The organism is Paucibacter sp. B2R-40, from assembly GCF_025717555.1.
Classification (GTDB): Bacteria; Pseudomonadota; Gammaproteobacteria; order Burkholderiales; family Burkholderiaceae_C; genus Paucibacter_A.
Map to the genome: position 1 here is coordinate 811,953 of NZ_JAJIRP010000001.1, position 13,776 is coordinate 825,728.

At 63.4% G+C, this 13,776-nt stretch carries 13 protein-coding genes; 4 read left to right on the plus strand and 9 right to left on the minus strand.

The window, feature by feature from the left end:
• Window position 1 precedes the first annotated feature (1 nt).
• From LNV09_RS03605 to LNV09_RS03615, 3 genes are read left to right on the plus strand one after another with little or no spacing between them, the layout of a single operon-like run.
• Complete coding sequence (locus LNV09_RS03605; RefSeq protein ID WP_263555691.1) at window positions 2–1,030, plus strand: glycosyltransferase family 2 protein; 1,029 nt, start codon at window positions 2–4, stop codon at window positions 1,028–1,030.
• Window positions 1,027–1,416 (plus strand): GtrA family protein, encoded by a 390-nt coding sequence (locus tag LNV09_RS03610; RefSeq protein ID WP_263555692.1) that lies wholly within the window; start codon window positions 1,027–1,029, stop codon window positions 1,414–1,416. Before LNV09_RS03605 ends, LNV09_RS03610 begins: the two co-directional genes overlap by 4 nt.
• Window positions 1,413–2,213, plus strand: a complete 801-nt coding sequence (locus LNV09_RS03615; RefSeq protein ID WP_263555693.1) for a ChbG/HpnK family deacetylase — start codon at window positions 1,413–1,415, stop codon at window positions 2,211–2,213. The genes LNV09_RS03610 and LNV09_RS03615 overlap by 4 nt, the downstream gene beginning before the upstream one ends.
• Here the strand turns inward: LNV09_RS03615 and LNV09_RS03620 are convergent.
• Window positions 2,210–5,299 carry an efflux RND transporter permease subunit gene (locus LNV09_RS03620; RefSeq protein ID WP_263555694.1) on the minus strand — a complete coding sequence of 1,030 codons (3,090 nt, stop codon included), beginning with the start codon at window positions 5,297–5,299 and terminating at the stop codon, window positions 2,210–2,212. The two genes, LNV09_RS03615 and LNV09_RS03620, sit on opposite strands and share 4 nt — an antisense overlap.
• Window positions 5,296–6,546 (minus strand): efflux RND transporter periplasmic adaptor subunit, encoded by a 1,251-nt coding sequence (locus tag LNV09_RS03625; protein ID WP_263555695.1) that lies wholly within the window; start codon window positions 6,544–6,546, stop codon window positions 5,296–5,298. Before LNV09_RS03625 ends, LNV09_RS03620 begins: the two co-directional genes overlap by 4 nt.
• Before the next feature lie 130 nt (window positions 6,547–6,676).
• On the opposite strand from LNV09_RS03625, the gene LNV09_RS03630 reads away from it, so the two are divergent.
• Complete coding sequence (locus tag LNV09_RS03630; protein WP_263555696.1) at window positions 6,677–7,219, plus strand: MOSC domain-containing protein; 543 nt, start codon at window positions 6,677–6,679, stop codon at window positions 7,217–7,219.
• Window positions 7,220–7,226: 7 nt separating this feature from the next.
• On the opposite strand, the gene LNV09_RS03635 is transcribed toward LNV09_RS03630, so the two are convergent.
• From LNV09_RS03635 to LNV09_RS03665, 7 genes are read right to left on the minus strand one after another with little or no spacing between them, the layout of a single operon-like run.
• Window positions 7,227–8,150: a pseudouridine-5'-phosphate glycosidase gene (locus tag LNV09_RS03635; RefSeq protein ID WP_263555697.1), complete on the minus strand. Its 924-nt coding sequence runs from the start codon at window positions 8,148–8,150 to the stop codon at window positions 7,227–7,229.
• Window positions 8,147–9,235 carry a carbohydrate kinase gene (locus LNV09_RS03640; protein ID WP_263555698.1) on the minus strand — a complete coding sequence of 363 codons (1,089 nt, stop codon included), beginning with the start codon at window positions 9,233–9,235 and terminating at the stop codon, window positions 8,147–8,149. The genes LNV09_RS03635 and LNV09_RS03640 overlap by 4 nt, the downstream gene beginning before the upstream one ends.
• 54 nt (window positions 9,236–9,289) lie before the next feature.
• A complete protein-coding gene (locus LNV09_RS03645) occupies window positions 9,290–9,847 on the minus strand; it encodes a DUF2059 domain-containing protein (protein WP_263555699.1) in 558 nt (185 codons plus the stop codon).
• Window positions 9,848–9,869: 22 nt separating this feature from the next.
• On the minus strand, window positions 9,870–11,492 hold the full coding sequence (locus tag LNV09_RS03650; RefSeq protein ID WP_263555700.1) for an OmpP1/FadL family transporter: 1,623 nt from the start codon (window positions 11,490–11,492) through the stop codon (window positions 9,870–9,872).
• Window positions 11,493–11,499: 7 nt separating this feature from the next.
• Window positions 11,500–12,516: a transporter gene (locus LNV09_RS03655; protein WP_263555701.1), complete on the minus strand. Its 1,017-nt coding sequence runs from the start codon at window positions 12,514–12,516 to the stop codon at window positions 11,500–11,502.
• Between the two features lie 2 nt (window positions 12,517–12,518).
• Complete coding sequence (locus tag LNV09_RS03660) at window positions 12,519–13,286, minus strand: C39 family peptidase (protein ID WP_263555702.1); 768 nt, start codon at window positions 13,284–13,286, stop codon at window positions 12,519–12,521.
• A 25-nt stretch (window positions 13,287–13,311) separates the two neighbouring features.
• Window positions 13,312–13,773 (minus strand): hypothetical protein, encoded by a 462-nt coding sequence (locus LNV09_RS03665; protein ID WP_263555703.1) that lies wholly within the window; start codon window positions 13,771–13,773, stop codon window positions 13,312–13,314.
• Window positions 13,774–13,776 lie beyond the last annotated feature (3 nt).

Below are 13,776 nucleotides of genomic sequence, written 5' to 3' on the forward strand. Positions count from 1 at the left end.
ATTGACTACAAACACCTCCGTCGGTCCAGTCAGGTCACCGCAGCCCTTGCTGCGCGAGCGGCCCGGATTGTTGTCCGTCGTTTTGCCGGCCTTCAATGAAGCTCTCAATTTGGTCGTGTTATTGCCCGAACTTAACCGAGTCATGGCCGACCAGGCCGAGCAGCTGGAGTTGCTCGTCGTCGATGATGGCAGCAGTGATGACACCGCCTTGGTGGTGCAAAGCTTGATTCAGCAGGGTTTGCCGTTGCGCTTGCTGCGTTTGTCGCGCAACTTCGGCAAGGAAGCCGCGCTATGTGCAGGGCTGGACACGGCGGATGGTGATGTGGTCCTCATCATGGACGCTGACGGCCAGCACCCGATCGCAACAGCGCTGCAAATGATCGACGAGTGGCGCCATGGCTTTGACGTGGTGTACGGCGTGCAAAAAGGGCGCAGCGAGACGCAGTCCTTGGCCAGGCGCAGTTGCACCCGGCTGTTCTATTGGCTGATCCACCATGGTTCGCGCATCAATATGCCGCCCAACGCCGGCGACTTCCGCCTGCTCGACCGGCGAGTGGTGCTGGCGTTGCGCACGCTGCCCGAACGGGCCCGCTATATGAAGGGGCTGTTCGCCTGGGTCGGCTTCAAGGCACATGCGATTGAATATGTGCCGCACAGCCGCGAGCATGGTGTGTCCAGCTATGGGCTGCTGCAACTGCTGTCGTTTGCCTTGGTCGGGTTGACCGCCTTCACAAAAATGCCGCTGCGCCTGGTGTCCGTGCTGGGGCTGCTGGTGTCGGTCTTGTCCTTGGTCTTTGGCGCGTGGGTCGTACTTGAAAAGACCTTGTTCGGCCAACCGGTCTCGGGCTTCACCACCTTGGCGGCGTCGATCACCTTCTTGGCCGGTGTGCAGCTGCTTTGCCTGGGCATCATTGCCGAATATCTGGGGCGGGTGTTTGACGAGGTCAAGCATCGCCCGATCTATCTGCTGCAAGACCTGACCCCGCCGATGTCTGGGGGCGGGGGTGAGCAAGGTGAAGGCGGGACATGAGTTCCTTGCTTTGGTTCGGCCTGGTGGGCGCCAGCGCCGCAGCCGTGCATCTCAGCGTGGTCTGGTTGCTGGTTTCGAAGTGTCAGATGGCAGCCTTGTTGGCCAATGTGCTGGGATTCGTGCTGGCCTTTGGCGTCAGCTTTGTCGGCCACCATCGTTTGAGCTTCGGCGCGCAGCAAGCCAGGGCGCTGCAGGCGTTGCCGCGCTTTGCCTTGGTTGCGCTGCTGGGCTTTGCAGTCAATGAGCTGCTTTATGCCTTACTCTTGGCGGCCGGCCTCGACTACCGCTTGGCGCTGTTTTTGGTCTTGTTGGCGGTGGCGGCGATGACCTGGATGCTGAGCCGCTTTTGGGCATTTCGCTCGACTCGAACGCCCCCCCGAACATGAAACGAATCCAGATCTGTGCCGATGACTACGGTTTTGATACGGCGATCAGCCAAGGAATTTTGGAATGCGTCGATGCCGGCCGCATCAGCGCGACCGGCTGCATGGTCTTGTCGCCTGCCTGGCCAGATTGGGCGCCGGCGCTGCGCGAGCGCCACGGTCTGGCCGACTATGGCCTGCACCTGGATCTGAACGAATTCGCCCCCTATGCCCAAGGCCGCAGTCTGTCCGGCTGGATCGCCATCAGCTACCAGCGTCGATTGGATGTGACGGCGCTCAGCACCTGGGTGAATCAGCAGCTGGACGCTTTTGAGTCGGCCATGTTCGCAGCGCCCGCCTTCGTGGATGGCCACCAGCACCTGCATCAATTGCCGCTGGTTCGTGATGCCTTGCTGGCCGCTGTGAATCGGCGCTATGGGAAAAGCTGCGCCTTGCGATCAACGCGCGCCCTGTGCTGGCGCGGTAGCAAGGCGCGCGTGATAGCGGCTTTGGGGGAAGACGCTTTGCGGCGAGGAGCTCGAGCAGGGGGCCTGCACATGAACAGCGACTTCGCCGGGGTCTACGACTTTTCACCGGCCGCCGACTACGCCCAGTTGATGACTGCCTGGCTCACGAGCTTGGCCGATGGCGGCCTGCTGATGACTCATCCGGGGCGAAGCGGTGGCACCGAAACCCGGCCAGATGCCATCCGCCCAGCGCGCGCACGTGAGCGCGCCTTCTGGCTCAGCGCCGAGGCTGGCGAGATGCTGGCCAGCCTCGGCGTGCAGCTCGGGCTTTGCGAGGACTGGCCGCTTGCTTAAGTCTGCTGAACCACCCGCATGTCCGGTCCGTTGCCGCTGAAGCGGTCCAGCGCCAGATAGATCACCGGCGTGATGTAGAGCGTCACCGCCTGCGACAGGATCAGCCCGCCGACCACCGCCAGGCCCAGCGGCTGGCGCAATTCAGCCCCGGCGCCCAGGCCCAGCGCGATCGGCAAAGCCCCCATCAAGGCCGCCAGCGTCGTCATCAGGATGGGCCGGAAACGCAGAATGCAGGCCTCGCGGATCGCTTGTTCGGGTGTCATGCCGCCATGGCGCTGCGCTTCGAGTGCGAAGTCGATCATCATGATGGCGTTCTTCTTGACGATGCCGATCAGCATCAGGATGCCGATGGTGGCGATCAGGGTCAGGTCCATGCCGAAGATTTGCAGGGTTAGCAAGGCGCCGACCGCCGCCGAGGGCAGGCCGGCCAGAATCGTCAGCGGGTGGATGAAGCTCTCGTACAAGACGCCCAAGAGCACATAGATCACCGCGACGGCCAGGCCTATCAGCAGCAGTTGACCGCCTTGCGAATCCTGGAACACCGCCGCATCACCGCCATAGCTGGTAATGATGCTGGCCGGCAGTTGCAGCTGCTTGACATAGCCATCAAGCTTGGCGGTCGCGTCACCGAGTGGCACATCGGGCGCCAGATTGAAGGCCAGCGTGATGGCCTGCAACTGGCCTTGGTGGTTGATCGAGGTCGGCCCCAGGCCGCGCTGCACAGTGGCAAAGGCCGTCAACGGCACCAAGGCGCCGCCTTTGCCGCGCAGCTGGATCTTGGCGAAGGCATCTTCGGTCTGGCGCTCGCTGTCATTGGCCTCCATGATCACCTGATAGGTATTGCTCTCGGCGTAGATGCTGGAGACCTGGCGTTCTCCGAAGGCGTCGTACAGCGCGCTGCGCAGGTCTTGCATCTGCACGCCCAGCACGCCGGCGCGTTCGCGGTCGATGATCAAATTGGCCTGCAGACCGCGCAGCTGCGAGTCGCTGGTGACGTCGCGGAACAGCGGGTCGGCGCGCAGCTTCTCCTGCAGCTTGCCGGCCCAAAGATTCAAGTCGGCGGCGGCCACCGATTGCAGCGTGTACTGATAGCGACTCTTGCTTTGGCGCCCGCCCAATTGCAGGTTCTGCACCGGGCGCAAATAGACGGCCAGCCCCGGCACCGCACGCAAGTCTTTGCGCAGGCTCTCCAGCACGGCCTTCATCGGCGGGCGCTGGTCGCGTGGCTTCAAGTTGATGAACATGCGGCCGCTGTTGCCGGCATTGCCGCCGCCCCCACCGCCGCCGACCGCCGCAGACACGCTGGCGACGGCCGGGTGATCCTTGACGATGGCCGCCGCGCGCTCCTGCAAGACCGTCATCGCGTTGAAGGAAATATCCTCGGCCGCCTCGGTGCTGGCCTGGATCTGGCCGATATCTTCTTCGGGGAAAAAGCCCTTGGGGATGGCGATATAGAGCCAGATGGTGGCCGCGAAGCTGGCCACGGCCACGCCCAGCACCCAATTGCGATGCTTCAAGGCCAGATCCAGGCTGCGGGTGTAGCTGTCCAGCACGGCGTTGAAAGCGCGCTCGAAGCTGCGGCCCAAGGCGCTTTCTTCATGTTCAGCATGGGGCTTGAGGAAGCGGCTGCACAACATGGGCACCAGGCTCAGCGACACCCCGGCCGAGACCAGGATGGAGAGGCCGACGATGACCGCGAACTCGTGGAACAGCAGGCCGATCACGCCCGGCATGAAGAAGATAGGGATCAAGACCGCGACCAGCGAAATCGAGATCGAAACAATCGTGAAGGCCATTTCGCGTGCGCCCCGTACCGCCGCCGAAAAAGGCTCCATACCGTCTTCGATATGACGGTGAATGTTCTCCAGCATCACGATTGCATCGTCCACCACCAGGCCGACGGCCAGCGTGATGCCCAGCAGCGAAATATTGTCCAGGCTGTAACCCAGCGCGTACAAGAGGGTCAGCGCGCCAATCAGCGAGATCGGCAGCGACAGCGTCGGGATCAGCGTCGCCACCGCGCGGCGCAGGAACAAGAAGATCACCAGCACCACCAAGGTGACGGTCAAGGCCAGCGTGAAGTACACGTCGTGCAGCGACTCGCGCACCGATACCGATCTGTCGTTGAAGGTTGTCATCTGCACCGAGGCCGGCAACTGCGCCGCAAAGCGCGGCAGCATGGCCTTCACCGCATCGACCACCTTGACCGTGTTGGCGTCCGGCTGGCGCTGCACGGCCAGCACGATGGAGCGCTCGCCGTTGAAATTGGAAAAAGACTTGGTGGTCTCGAAGCTGTCTTGCACCTCGGCCACATCGCGCAAAAAGATGGGCGCGCCGTTGCGGCTGGCCACCACAATGCCGCCGAACTCCTTGGCATTGCGTAACTGCTTGTTCGCCTGGATGGTGAGGGTCTGGCGGTTGCCGTCCAGCACGCCGACCGGCGTGTTGGCATTGGCGCCGCGAATCGCCGTCTGTAGCTCTTCCAGCGTGATATTGCGCTGGCCGAGCAAATCGTTGTTGACCTTGATGCGCACGGCAAAGCGCTTTTGCCCATAGATGGCAACCTGCGCGACGCCGTCTATGGTGGATAGGCTGGGCGTCAGCAGGTTCTCGGCGAAGTCATTCAGCTCCGACAGATTGATGGCCGGCGAAGTCAGCGCGATCAGCAGCACCGGCGCATCGGCCGGGTTGACCTTGCGATAGCTGGGTGGCGAGGTCATCTCGGTTGGCAGCGAGCGCAGGGCGCGGAACAGCGCCGCCTGCACATCCACCGCCGCCGCATCGATATTGCGCGAAGACTCGAACTCCAGCGTCAAGGAGGTGCTGCCCAGAATGCTGGTGCTTGAGATCGTCGCCAGGCCGGCAATGGTGGAGAACTGCTTTTCCAGCGGCAAGGCCACCGAGGACGCCATGGTCTCTGGCGAAGCGCCGGGCAGCGAGGCCTGCACATTGATAACCGGCGTGTTGTAAGAAGGCAGCGCCGCGACTGGGATCTTGCTCCAAGCCGCCAGCCCGGCAATGATGAGGGCCAGGTTCAGCAGCACGGTCATGACCGGGCGGCGGATGAAAAGCTCGGTAATACTCATGTGCCGGATGCCGCTGAAGCTGCACGTTTTGGTGCTGCGGGGTTCAAGGCGGCGGCTTGCTCCTTCACCGCCGTGCCGGGTCGCAGATTCTGCTTGCCGTCCAGCACCACCTTGTCGCCGGGCTTGATCCCTTCAACGACGGCCATCTCGCCGAAGCTATGGCGAATCTGCACCGGCAGCTGCTGGGCCAGCTTGTCGGCGTCGACGACAAAGACCGAGCGCTCATTGCCGCGCTGAATGATGGCGGCGACCGGGATTACGGTCGCGTCCTTGATGACGCGCAGCTGCAGGCGCACGCGCACATACTGGCCGGGCCAGAGCAGTTGCTGCTCATTGTCGAACTCGGCCTTGGCCTTGATGGTGCCGCTGGCGGCATCGACCAAGTTGTCGACGAAGCTGATGCGGCCTTGCGGGGGGGGCGCGGCCTCTTCGCCTTTGGCGGCTTTCATCCCGGCGCGCGCGCCGGGCATCAGCACTTGCGCCATCAAGGGCTCAGCCTTGGTATTGCGCGTCGCTTGCAACAAGGCGCTCAGCTGCGTTTCGGGCAAGGTGAAACCGACCGCAATCGGGTTGATCTGCGCGATGCTGACCAAGGGCAGGGCGGTCGAGTTGGCCTGCACCAAGCTGCCGGCCACCACATTCACATTGCCGGCGCGGCCGGCCATCGGCGAGCGAATTTCGTTGTAGCTGAGCGCCACTTGCGCGGCCTGCACGGCGGCTTCGTCCAGTTGCAGCAGCGAGCGTTGCGCCTCCAAATTGCTCAAAGCGGTGTCGACGGCACTTTGAGCCACGAAGTTCTGCGCCCGCAATTCGACCGCGCGCTGATGCTGGCGCTGCAGGTCGGCCAGGTTGCTGCGGTCACGCGCCAGTTGGGCGCGGGCCTTGTCCAGGTCGGCGCGGGCTGCGCGATCGTCAAAGCGGAACAGCAAGTCGCCCTTGCGCACGGTCTGACCGTCTTTGATCAACACGTCTTTGACGATGCTGGTGGTCTGCGCGCGGATGTCCAGCAGATTCAGGGCCGCGACGGTACCGCTGGCCTCTAAAGTAACCGGCACATCCTGTTTGAGGGCGCTGAAGACGCCGACCGTCTGTGGGCCGCCTTTGGGGGCAGCCGATGCCGCCTGTGCCGGCGCGGCGCCCGACGCGCTTTCAGGCCCAGTAGCGCGAGTTTGCTGACGCCAGATCCACCAGCCCCCAGAGGCGAGCAGGGCAGCGACGATCAGGGCAAGGGACGACTTGCGAAGCATGGATCCAACTTTCTTGTTTGACGGGGTGCGACCCTGGGGCGCAAGTGCAGAGCTTAATGGATAGGCTTGACATCAAGGCGCTGGGCAAGGGCTGGCTAAGATGCGCGATCTTTGCCATCCGACCCGCGCTATGTCTTCGATTGTCTTCGCCCTGCACAAAGACCACGTTCACCGTTTCAGCAAACTGCCTGCCCCGCGCCTGTTGCTGATCAAGGGCCAGGGCATCGAAGGTGACGCGCATTGCGGCGAGACGGTGCAGCACCGCTCGCGCGTGGCGGTGGACCCGACCCAAGCCAATCTGCGCCAGGTGCATCTGCTTCAGGCGGAGCTGTTTGACGAGCTGGCCGGTCGCGGCCTGAGTGTCGCGCCGGGTCAGATGGGCGAGAACATCACGACCCGGGGCATCGATCTGTTGAGCCTGCCGCAAGGCACCAAGCTGATGATCGGCGCCGAGGCCGTCGTCGAGCTGACCGGCTTGCGCAACCCCTGCGGGCAGATCGAAAACTTCTTGCCCGGCCTCTTGGCCGCCGTGTTGGACCGCGGCCTCGAGGGCCAACTGATCCGAAAAGCCGGCGTGATGGGCATCGTGCTGGCGGGCGGCGAAGTCAAGCCCGCGGATCAAATCCGGATCGAGTTACCGCTGGGTGAACAGCGGCCGCTCGAGCGGGTTTAACCTAGGCTCAGCGGACCTGATTCAAGGCGGCAGCCAAACGCGCGCCGGCCCTGGCGTTGTTTTTCACCAGCGCGATATTGGTGGCCAGGCTGCGGCCCACGGTCAAGGCCTTGATGCGCGCCAGCAAGAAAGGTGTGACTGCCTTGCCTTGAATGCCTTGCTCGCTTGCTTCCAACAAGGCCTGTGCGGTGATGCGCTCAATCTCCTCGCGCGGCATCGCCTCTTCGGCTGGCACTGGGTTGCTGATCACCACACCGCCCGCCAGTCCCAAGGCCCATTTCGTACGCAAAAAGGCGGCCTGCTCAGCGGCCGAGTCGAGGCGGAAGTCCGCCTTGAAGCCGCTGTCCGGCGTGTAGAAGGCGGCGAAGTTGGCCTGGCCTATGCTGAGCACCGGCACGCCCTGCGTCTCCAGGTATTCCAGCGTCAGGCCAATGTCCAGGATCGACTTGGCGCCGGCGCAGACCACTGCCACCGATGTTTGTGCCAGCTCCTGCAGGTCGGCCGAGATATCGAAGGAAGTCTCGGCTCCCCGGTGCACGCCGCCGATGCCGCCGGTAACGAAGACGTGGATGTCGGCCAGCGCCGCGCAGATCATCGTCGCGGCCACGGTCGTGGCGCCGATCCTGTGCGTGCTCAGCACATAGGGCAGGTCGCGGCGGCTGACCTTCATCGCGTCGGGCGATTGGCCCAGCAGCTCCAGTTCATCGTTGGAGAGTCCGATGCGAATCTTGCCGTCCAGCACCGCGATGGTGGCCGGCACGGCGCCGCCGGCGCGGATGATGGCCTCGACCTCGCGCGCCGTCTGCACATTCTGAGGGTACGGCATGCCGTGCGAAATGATGGTGCTCTCCAGCGCCACGATGGGCGCCCCGGCAGCGCGGGCGGCGGCCACTTCGGCCGAGAAACACAGGAATTCGGAGGCGTTTTTCATAGGGTTTGTAACAGCGCAGGGCTGAGTTCGGGTGAGACAGTGCGCTCGGATTGCAGCGTCAGTCGGGCCAGGCTGATGCCTAATCGGCAGGCGCCGGCCAGGTCCTCGGGCGCCTGGCTTAAGCCCGCGCAGACCCCGGCGGCAAAAGCGTCACCGGCGCCGGTCACGTCCACGACCTTGGCGCGTTTGGGTTTGAGGGATTGCAGCGCCTCGCCGGCCGTGCCAAACCAAAGGGCATCGGCGCCTTGCGTGACGATCAGGCGGCGCAGGCCGCGCGCGCTCAGGCGCTGGTGGGCCAGCGCGAGATCGGCGTCGCGGTCGATGGCGATGCCGGCGCAGGCCGCCAGCTCATCGCGGTTCAGCATCAGCAGGCTCAGACCACGCAGATCAAGCGGCAGGCGCGTCATCTTCGGTGCCGACACCGCCACCGCGGCCAGCGCTGGGCTGCCCTCGGCTAGGGCCTCAAGCAGCAGTTGTTGAATGCTTTCGGTGGGCAGGTTGAGGTCGATCAGAAGCAGCCCGGCTTGCGCGCGCTGTGACGCACATTGCCGCAAGAAGTCCGGCGTCATGCGCTCACACAAGTCCATTTGAGCCAGGCCCAATGCCAGGCTGCCGTCGGGATTCAATACCGCCGTGTAGCTGCCGGTCGGCGCGTCGGCGGCGATCAGGCTGGCGCTGCAGTCCACGCCCAAACTGTTCGCCTGCGCCAAGAGCGCGCGCCCGGCGGCGTCTTCGCCGAAGGCGCTCAACAGATGCACGGGCAGGCCCAGTCGGGCCAGGTTCTCGGCCACATTGCGCGCCACGCCGCCGGGGCTTTCGCTTGAAACTGCCGGGTTGGAATTGCCCATCTGCAAGCTGGCCAGGCTGCGCAGCTTGCGGTCGATATTGCTGCCGCCAATGCAGACGATGGGGCGGCGCTGCGGCATGACATAGGCGCGGCCGAGGATGCGCCGCTCGCGCGTCAGTGCGGCGATATGTCCGGCGACGGCCGAGCGCGACAGGCCCAAGCGCTCGGCCAGATCTTGCTGGCTGATGAAGGGGTTGTGCTGAACCAGGCCCAGCAACTGCTCTTTTTTAGAGTCCATCGGCGCATCATAAGACAAATGTCCTCTTTATTAAACACTTGTCTTGAGGGCCGATCAAGGTGCAATCGATGCGGCGCGCAGCTTCAGGCCCACCGCCTGCGTCATCGTTTGCAGTTTGGGATTGATGGCCGGGCCGCTGTCTTCGGCGACTTTTTCGCCCAAGCTTCGCTCGAGTTCCGGCGCCAGCTTCTCGAACTTCTTCTTCACCGGCGACTCCAGCAGCGCAATGATCTGGCGCAACTCCTCGTCGGTGAACTGCTGCAGCAGCACGGGGCTCAGCGTCGGTTTGAGCAGGCGCTGCGCGCTCTGGCGCGCCAAGGGCGTGGCCTCATCGACATAGGTCTGCACGTCGACGCTGATGTCCTTGAGCGTGCGGTCGCGCTTCTCGGCGCTGACGCGGCCCTGCAGCGCGATGCGGGCCTGCTCCATCGCGCTGGCCGCCGGGCGCTGCACCATCACCACCGCCACATCATCGACATGCCAGAGCGTCAGCAGCTTGTCGACCAGCGGCTGGCGGGGGTCGGTGCTGGCTTGGGCCTGGGCCGCGCCGCACAAGAAGCTGGCGCACAAGGTGAGGGCGGTCAGGCCAAGGGTTTGCTTGAGAGTTTTCATGGTGAAGTAGGCAACAAGGGGCTCAGAAATCATGGGACATCGTCACGCCGGCATAGCGGATGCGGATGCCGCCATTGATGTCCAGGCCGGCATAGGGGTTGTAAATGACGTTGAAAAAGTTATTGCAGTTGAGCTTGCAGCTGGTGTTGGCCGGCAGGTCGAACTTGCCATGCGCATAACTGGCGGCCACATCGAAGCGGGTGCCGCCTTTGGTCGTGTAGCCCAGGCCCAGGCTGTTGATGGCCAGGTCCGGCATCGGCGCGATCAGGTCCAGCGCCGAGCGCGGAATCGAGCTCTTGCGCGGCTCGTAGCCGGCGCGCACGACGATGCTTTTGCCCACGCTCAACTCCATGCCGTAGCCAAAATGGACCGGGCTTTTGTAGTCCCTGGGAATGATCAGCTTGCTGGCATCGGCCTGGCCGAACAGGCGCGCCATTTGCAGCAACGCGATCTGCTGGTCGAACTGGAAGGTCATCTTGTCCCAGCGCTTCCAGTTGGTCCAGTTGGCGTCGATATTGAACTGCAAAAAGGACAAGGGCTTGACCTTGATGCCGACCTGCGCATGCTCGGGGAAAGGCAGCACCAAGGTCACATTGCCGCTTTGCACCTCGGGGATGGAGGTCGGCATGCCGAACGTGGCCGCAAGAATTGGCCCCTGCAGACTGTTGTACAAACCTTCGACGAACTTGCGCAGCATGGGCTCGGCGCTGAAAGTGAAGCGCCCCGTCATTGCGGTCTTGGAGCCGAACTGGTAGCTGGCGCCAAAAGCGAACCAGTCCTTGGGTTCCCACAGCATGCCGATATTGAGCGTCGGGTCGACCGGCGCGGTCAGCTCAAAGTCCATATTGCCGGCCTTGCCAAATGGCCGCACACGCCCTTCTTTGCCGCCGCCGCAGAGGCCGAAGGCCAAGGTATCGAGCGGGTTGCCGTTGTCGCCGCACCAGGCGTCTTGCAGCTTGCCGATGGTGCCGAGTAACTCATTGGGCATGCGCATATCGGTGTTGAGCGCAAAGCCCTGGTGCGCGATCGGCACGCCCAGGCCGAAGCTCAGAGAGTCGCTGAACTTGTAGGCGGCGGTGGGCGACAAATAGACCAGGCGCTGAATCACCACTTTGCGGCCGTCAAAGCGCGCTGGGTCATTGGGGTCCTTGGTGCGGTCAATGCCCACCGCCATTGGCACATAGGAGGCGGTGGCGAAAGTCCATTTCGACTCGGCCTCGTGAAAGGCCAGGCCCAGGCCGGCGCCGATCGCGCTGGGCATGGGCACGGGCACCGGGCCGTAGATGGGCAGGAACAGCGAACTGCGCACGTTGTCGCCGGTGTGGGTATTGTTGAGCGGGTCTTCCTTGAAGCCGCCGATGTCAAAGCCCTCCGGCTGATGAAAGCTGGCATAGGGCTTGATGCTGGCACCGAAGATCGAATCCTGCTTGCGGTCGTGCTTGATCCGGGTCAGACCGGCCGGGTTGAAATGGATGGCGTCAATGCCCGGCGGATCGGCCACCACCGCATTGCCCAAAGACATGGCTACGACGCTGGCGCCGAGGTTGTCGGTCAAGGCAGCCTGACCGGGCTTGGCCAGCACCAAGACCAAGACGAGCGCGAACAGTTTGCTGGGCCGACAAGGGCCCACCCTAACGCTGATCATGCTCGGCTCAGAAATTCAGCGGGATATTGCAACCCAAGGTGAAGGCCGGCGCATCCGGCCCCAGGCCGACGCCGACCGACACATTGACGGTCGTCTGTGGCGAGGCGCGCACCCCCAGGCCAAAGCTCAGCAGGCCCGAGGTCTGGGTGGAGGTATCACTGGTCTTGCCGTCGGCCAGGATCAGCCTGGTCTTGGCCGAGATGGTTTCCTGGAAGGACACCGTGGTCGAGACCTTGTAGGACAGCGCATAGGCAAAGCCCATGCCGAAGCCGAAGCTGGCGCCCGGGTCGACGCCGGTCAGCGTGGCGCTGTTCAACTGCTGGCTCAGATGGCGCACCGGCGCGCCCAGCGTCAGCGAGACCGAACCGAACAAGGCCACTGGGTCCATCACCTTGGAGGTGTTGGCACCCAGGGTCAGCGCGGTGAAGCCCGAGCCGGTGCTCAAGCCCTGGCCGGCGGTGACCTTGAAGGGGCTGCGTCCGGTCGGCAGGCGCAGCGAGGTGGAGGTCGTGAAGGAGGGCATGTCGCGGCTCAAGGCCAGTGGCTGCCAGCGCATGCCGAGGCTGATGTCGCCGAAGCCATTGCTCATGCCGGAGTAGGTCTCCGACTCGGAAAACTTGCTGACCAGGGGCACGACGACATTGGCGGTCATGTTGTCGCGCAGGCCGTAGTCGGCCGAGAAGCTGTTGGTGACGGTGTGCGAGCGGGTGTTCTGGATGCTGAACAGCGTCAGCGTCGAATCGGCGAACCTGGCGTTGATCTGCTGCGCGCCGATATAGGCATAGCCGAAGTCATAGGTCAGGGCCATCTTGCCCTTGCGGATCAGCGAATACTGCTTGTCCTGCGCACTCAGTGCGGCTTTGAGAATGGCGGTCTGGTCGGTGTCGCTGTCTTGCTTGGCCAAGGCCTCGCGGGCGGCGTCTTTGCTGTCGGTACTTTGGGCTTGGGCGGGTGCGTGGGCAGCGGAGAGCAAAAGCACAGCGATGGAGACGATACGGGTGGGGGAAGAGAGCAGGGATTTCATGGTCAGCGTCGGAGATTGAAAATGCCAAAGTTGGCTTGGACCGCGTTGCGCAAGGCTTCGCTGTTGTCCGGCAGGGGAAGACTGGCGTGGCGGCGCACCAGGTCGTCATCGATGACGCCCAGTTCTTCGTCGCCAATCGCCAGCAGGGAAAGGGTCTTCTGGCCCTGGGCTTTGCCCGGGGTCAGTAGAAATAAGGTGTTGCGGTCCCAGAGTTCTTCGAATTCCTGGGTCGAGAAGACGATGTGGCCCATCGCCGGGTCGGCCAAAAAGACGCGGCCATTGCGGATGCCGCGCAAGACCACGAAGTGTTTGAAGCCGGCATAGTCGATCGGCACGATGGCCGGCTGGTTCAACTCAGTCAGGTCCTTCATGGAGGCGCGAAAACCGGCACCCTCGGCGCCCAGGCTGACGACATAGCGCTTCATGTCCAAGAGCGAGAAGCCGCGCCGCTCGATGATCTTGTCGCGCTCGCCGAAGGCCAGCATGCCTTCCATCGCTTGCTGCTCATTGACCTTGATGCCGAGATAGTTGTTGATCACGGTCACCAGCGCGGCCGAGCCGCAGCTGTAGTCATAGGCCTGGTGGACGATGTTGCGGAATTTGATTTCCGACAGCGGCTCAATCTGCACCGACAGCGGCGACACGCCGCCACCCACTTGCGCCATTGGCAAAGCGATCCGGTCCTCCGGCTGGTCTTGGAACGGATGTTGGGTATTCACCGTCGCGCCGCCAATCAACGCCGCCACCGCGCCGAGCAAAATCATCCACATATCAGTAACCTCAAAATCTTCATGCTTACTTGGCCCAGAGCAAGACCTGACCCTGCATTTGCACCGTGCCGTTCAACTGGATCTGACCCAGGCTGGCCGCGATCGGCGCCAGCGGATCGCTTTGCACGGCTATCGCCTTGACGCCGAAGTCCTTGAAGCCCACAAAGGTCGGCAGCGTCAGCTGAATCACGTCACCGATCTCCGCCGGCCCGGCCACGGCCTGCAGCGTCAGGCCCAGCAAGTCCAGCGTGCCGCTGAGTTTGTGCAGCAGCAAATAGCTGGTGTTGCCGCCGACCTGAAACCCCAGGCTGACGCGGTTCTCGGACGTGGCACCGGTGTTGAGCTCCAAATGGGCGTTCAAGACAATGCCGCCCCGCCCCGACACGCCGCCCAGCTCCTCATCGCTCAAGGGATTGGCGGCCTGAACGCCAAGTGGCAGCAGGCAGGCTGTGTGTAAAACGAGGCCAAGCAGAAAACGAGTATTCATCGC

Coding starts and splice junctions, on each gene's coding strand:
- LNV09_RS03625 (WP_263555695.1), bottom strand. CDS start 6,546: ATGCTTCGCAAGTCGTCCCTTGCCCTGATCGTCGCTGCCCTGCTCGCC.
- LNV09_RS03650 (WP_263555700.1), bottom strand. CDS start 11,492: ATGATCAGCGTTAGGGTGGGCCCTTGTCGGCCCAGCAAACTGTTCGCG.
- LNV09_RS03615 (WP_263555693.1), top strand. CDS start 1,413: ATGAAACGAATCCAGATCTGTGCCGATGACTACGGTTTTGATACGGCG.
- LNV09_RS03610 (WP_263555692.1), top strand. CDS start 1,027: ATGAGTTCCTTGCTTTGGTTCGGCCTGGTGGGCGCCAGCGCCGCAGCC.
- LNV09_RS03635 (WP_263555697.1), bottom strand. CDS start 8,150: ATGAAAAACGCCTCCGAATTCCTGTGTTTCTCGGCCGAAGTGGCCGCC.
- LNV09_RS03665 (WP_263555703.1), bottom strand. CDS start 13,773: ATGAATACTCGTTTTCTGCTTGGCCTCGTTTTACACACAGCCTGCCTG.
- LNV09_RS03640 (WP_263555698.1), bottom strand. CDS start 9,235: ATGGACTCTAAAAAAGAGCAGTTGCTGGGCCTGGTTCAGCACAACCCC.
- LNV09_RS03645 (WP_263555699.1), bottom strand. CDS start 9,847: ATGAAAACTCTCAAGCAAACCCTTGGCCTGACCGCCCTCACCTTGTGC.
- LNV09_RS03660 (WP_263555702.1), bottom strand. CDS start 13,286: ATGTGGATGATTTTGCTCGGCGCGGTGGCGGCGTTGATTGGCGGCGCG.
- LNV09_RS03655 (WP_263555701.1), bottom strand. CDS start 12,516: ATGAAATCCCTGCTCTCTTCCCCCACCCGTATCGTCTCCATCGCTGTG.
- LNV09_RS03630 (WP_263555696.1), top strand. CDS start 6,677: ATGTCTTCGATTGTCTTCGCCCTGCACAAAGACCACGTTCACCGTTTC.
- LNV09_RS03620 (WP_263555694.1), bottom strand. CDS start 5,299: ATGAGTATTACCGAGCTTTTCATCCGCCGCCCGGTCATGACCGTGCTG.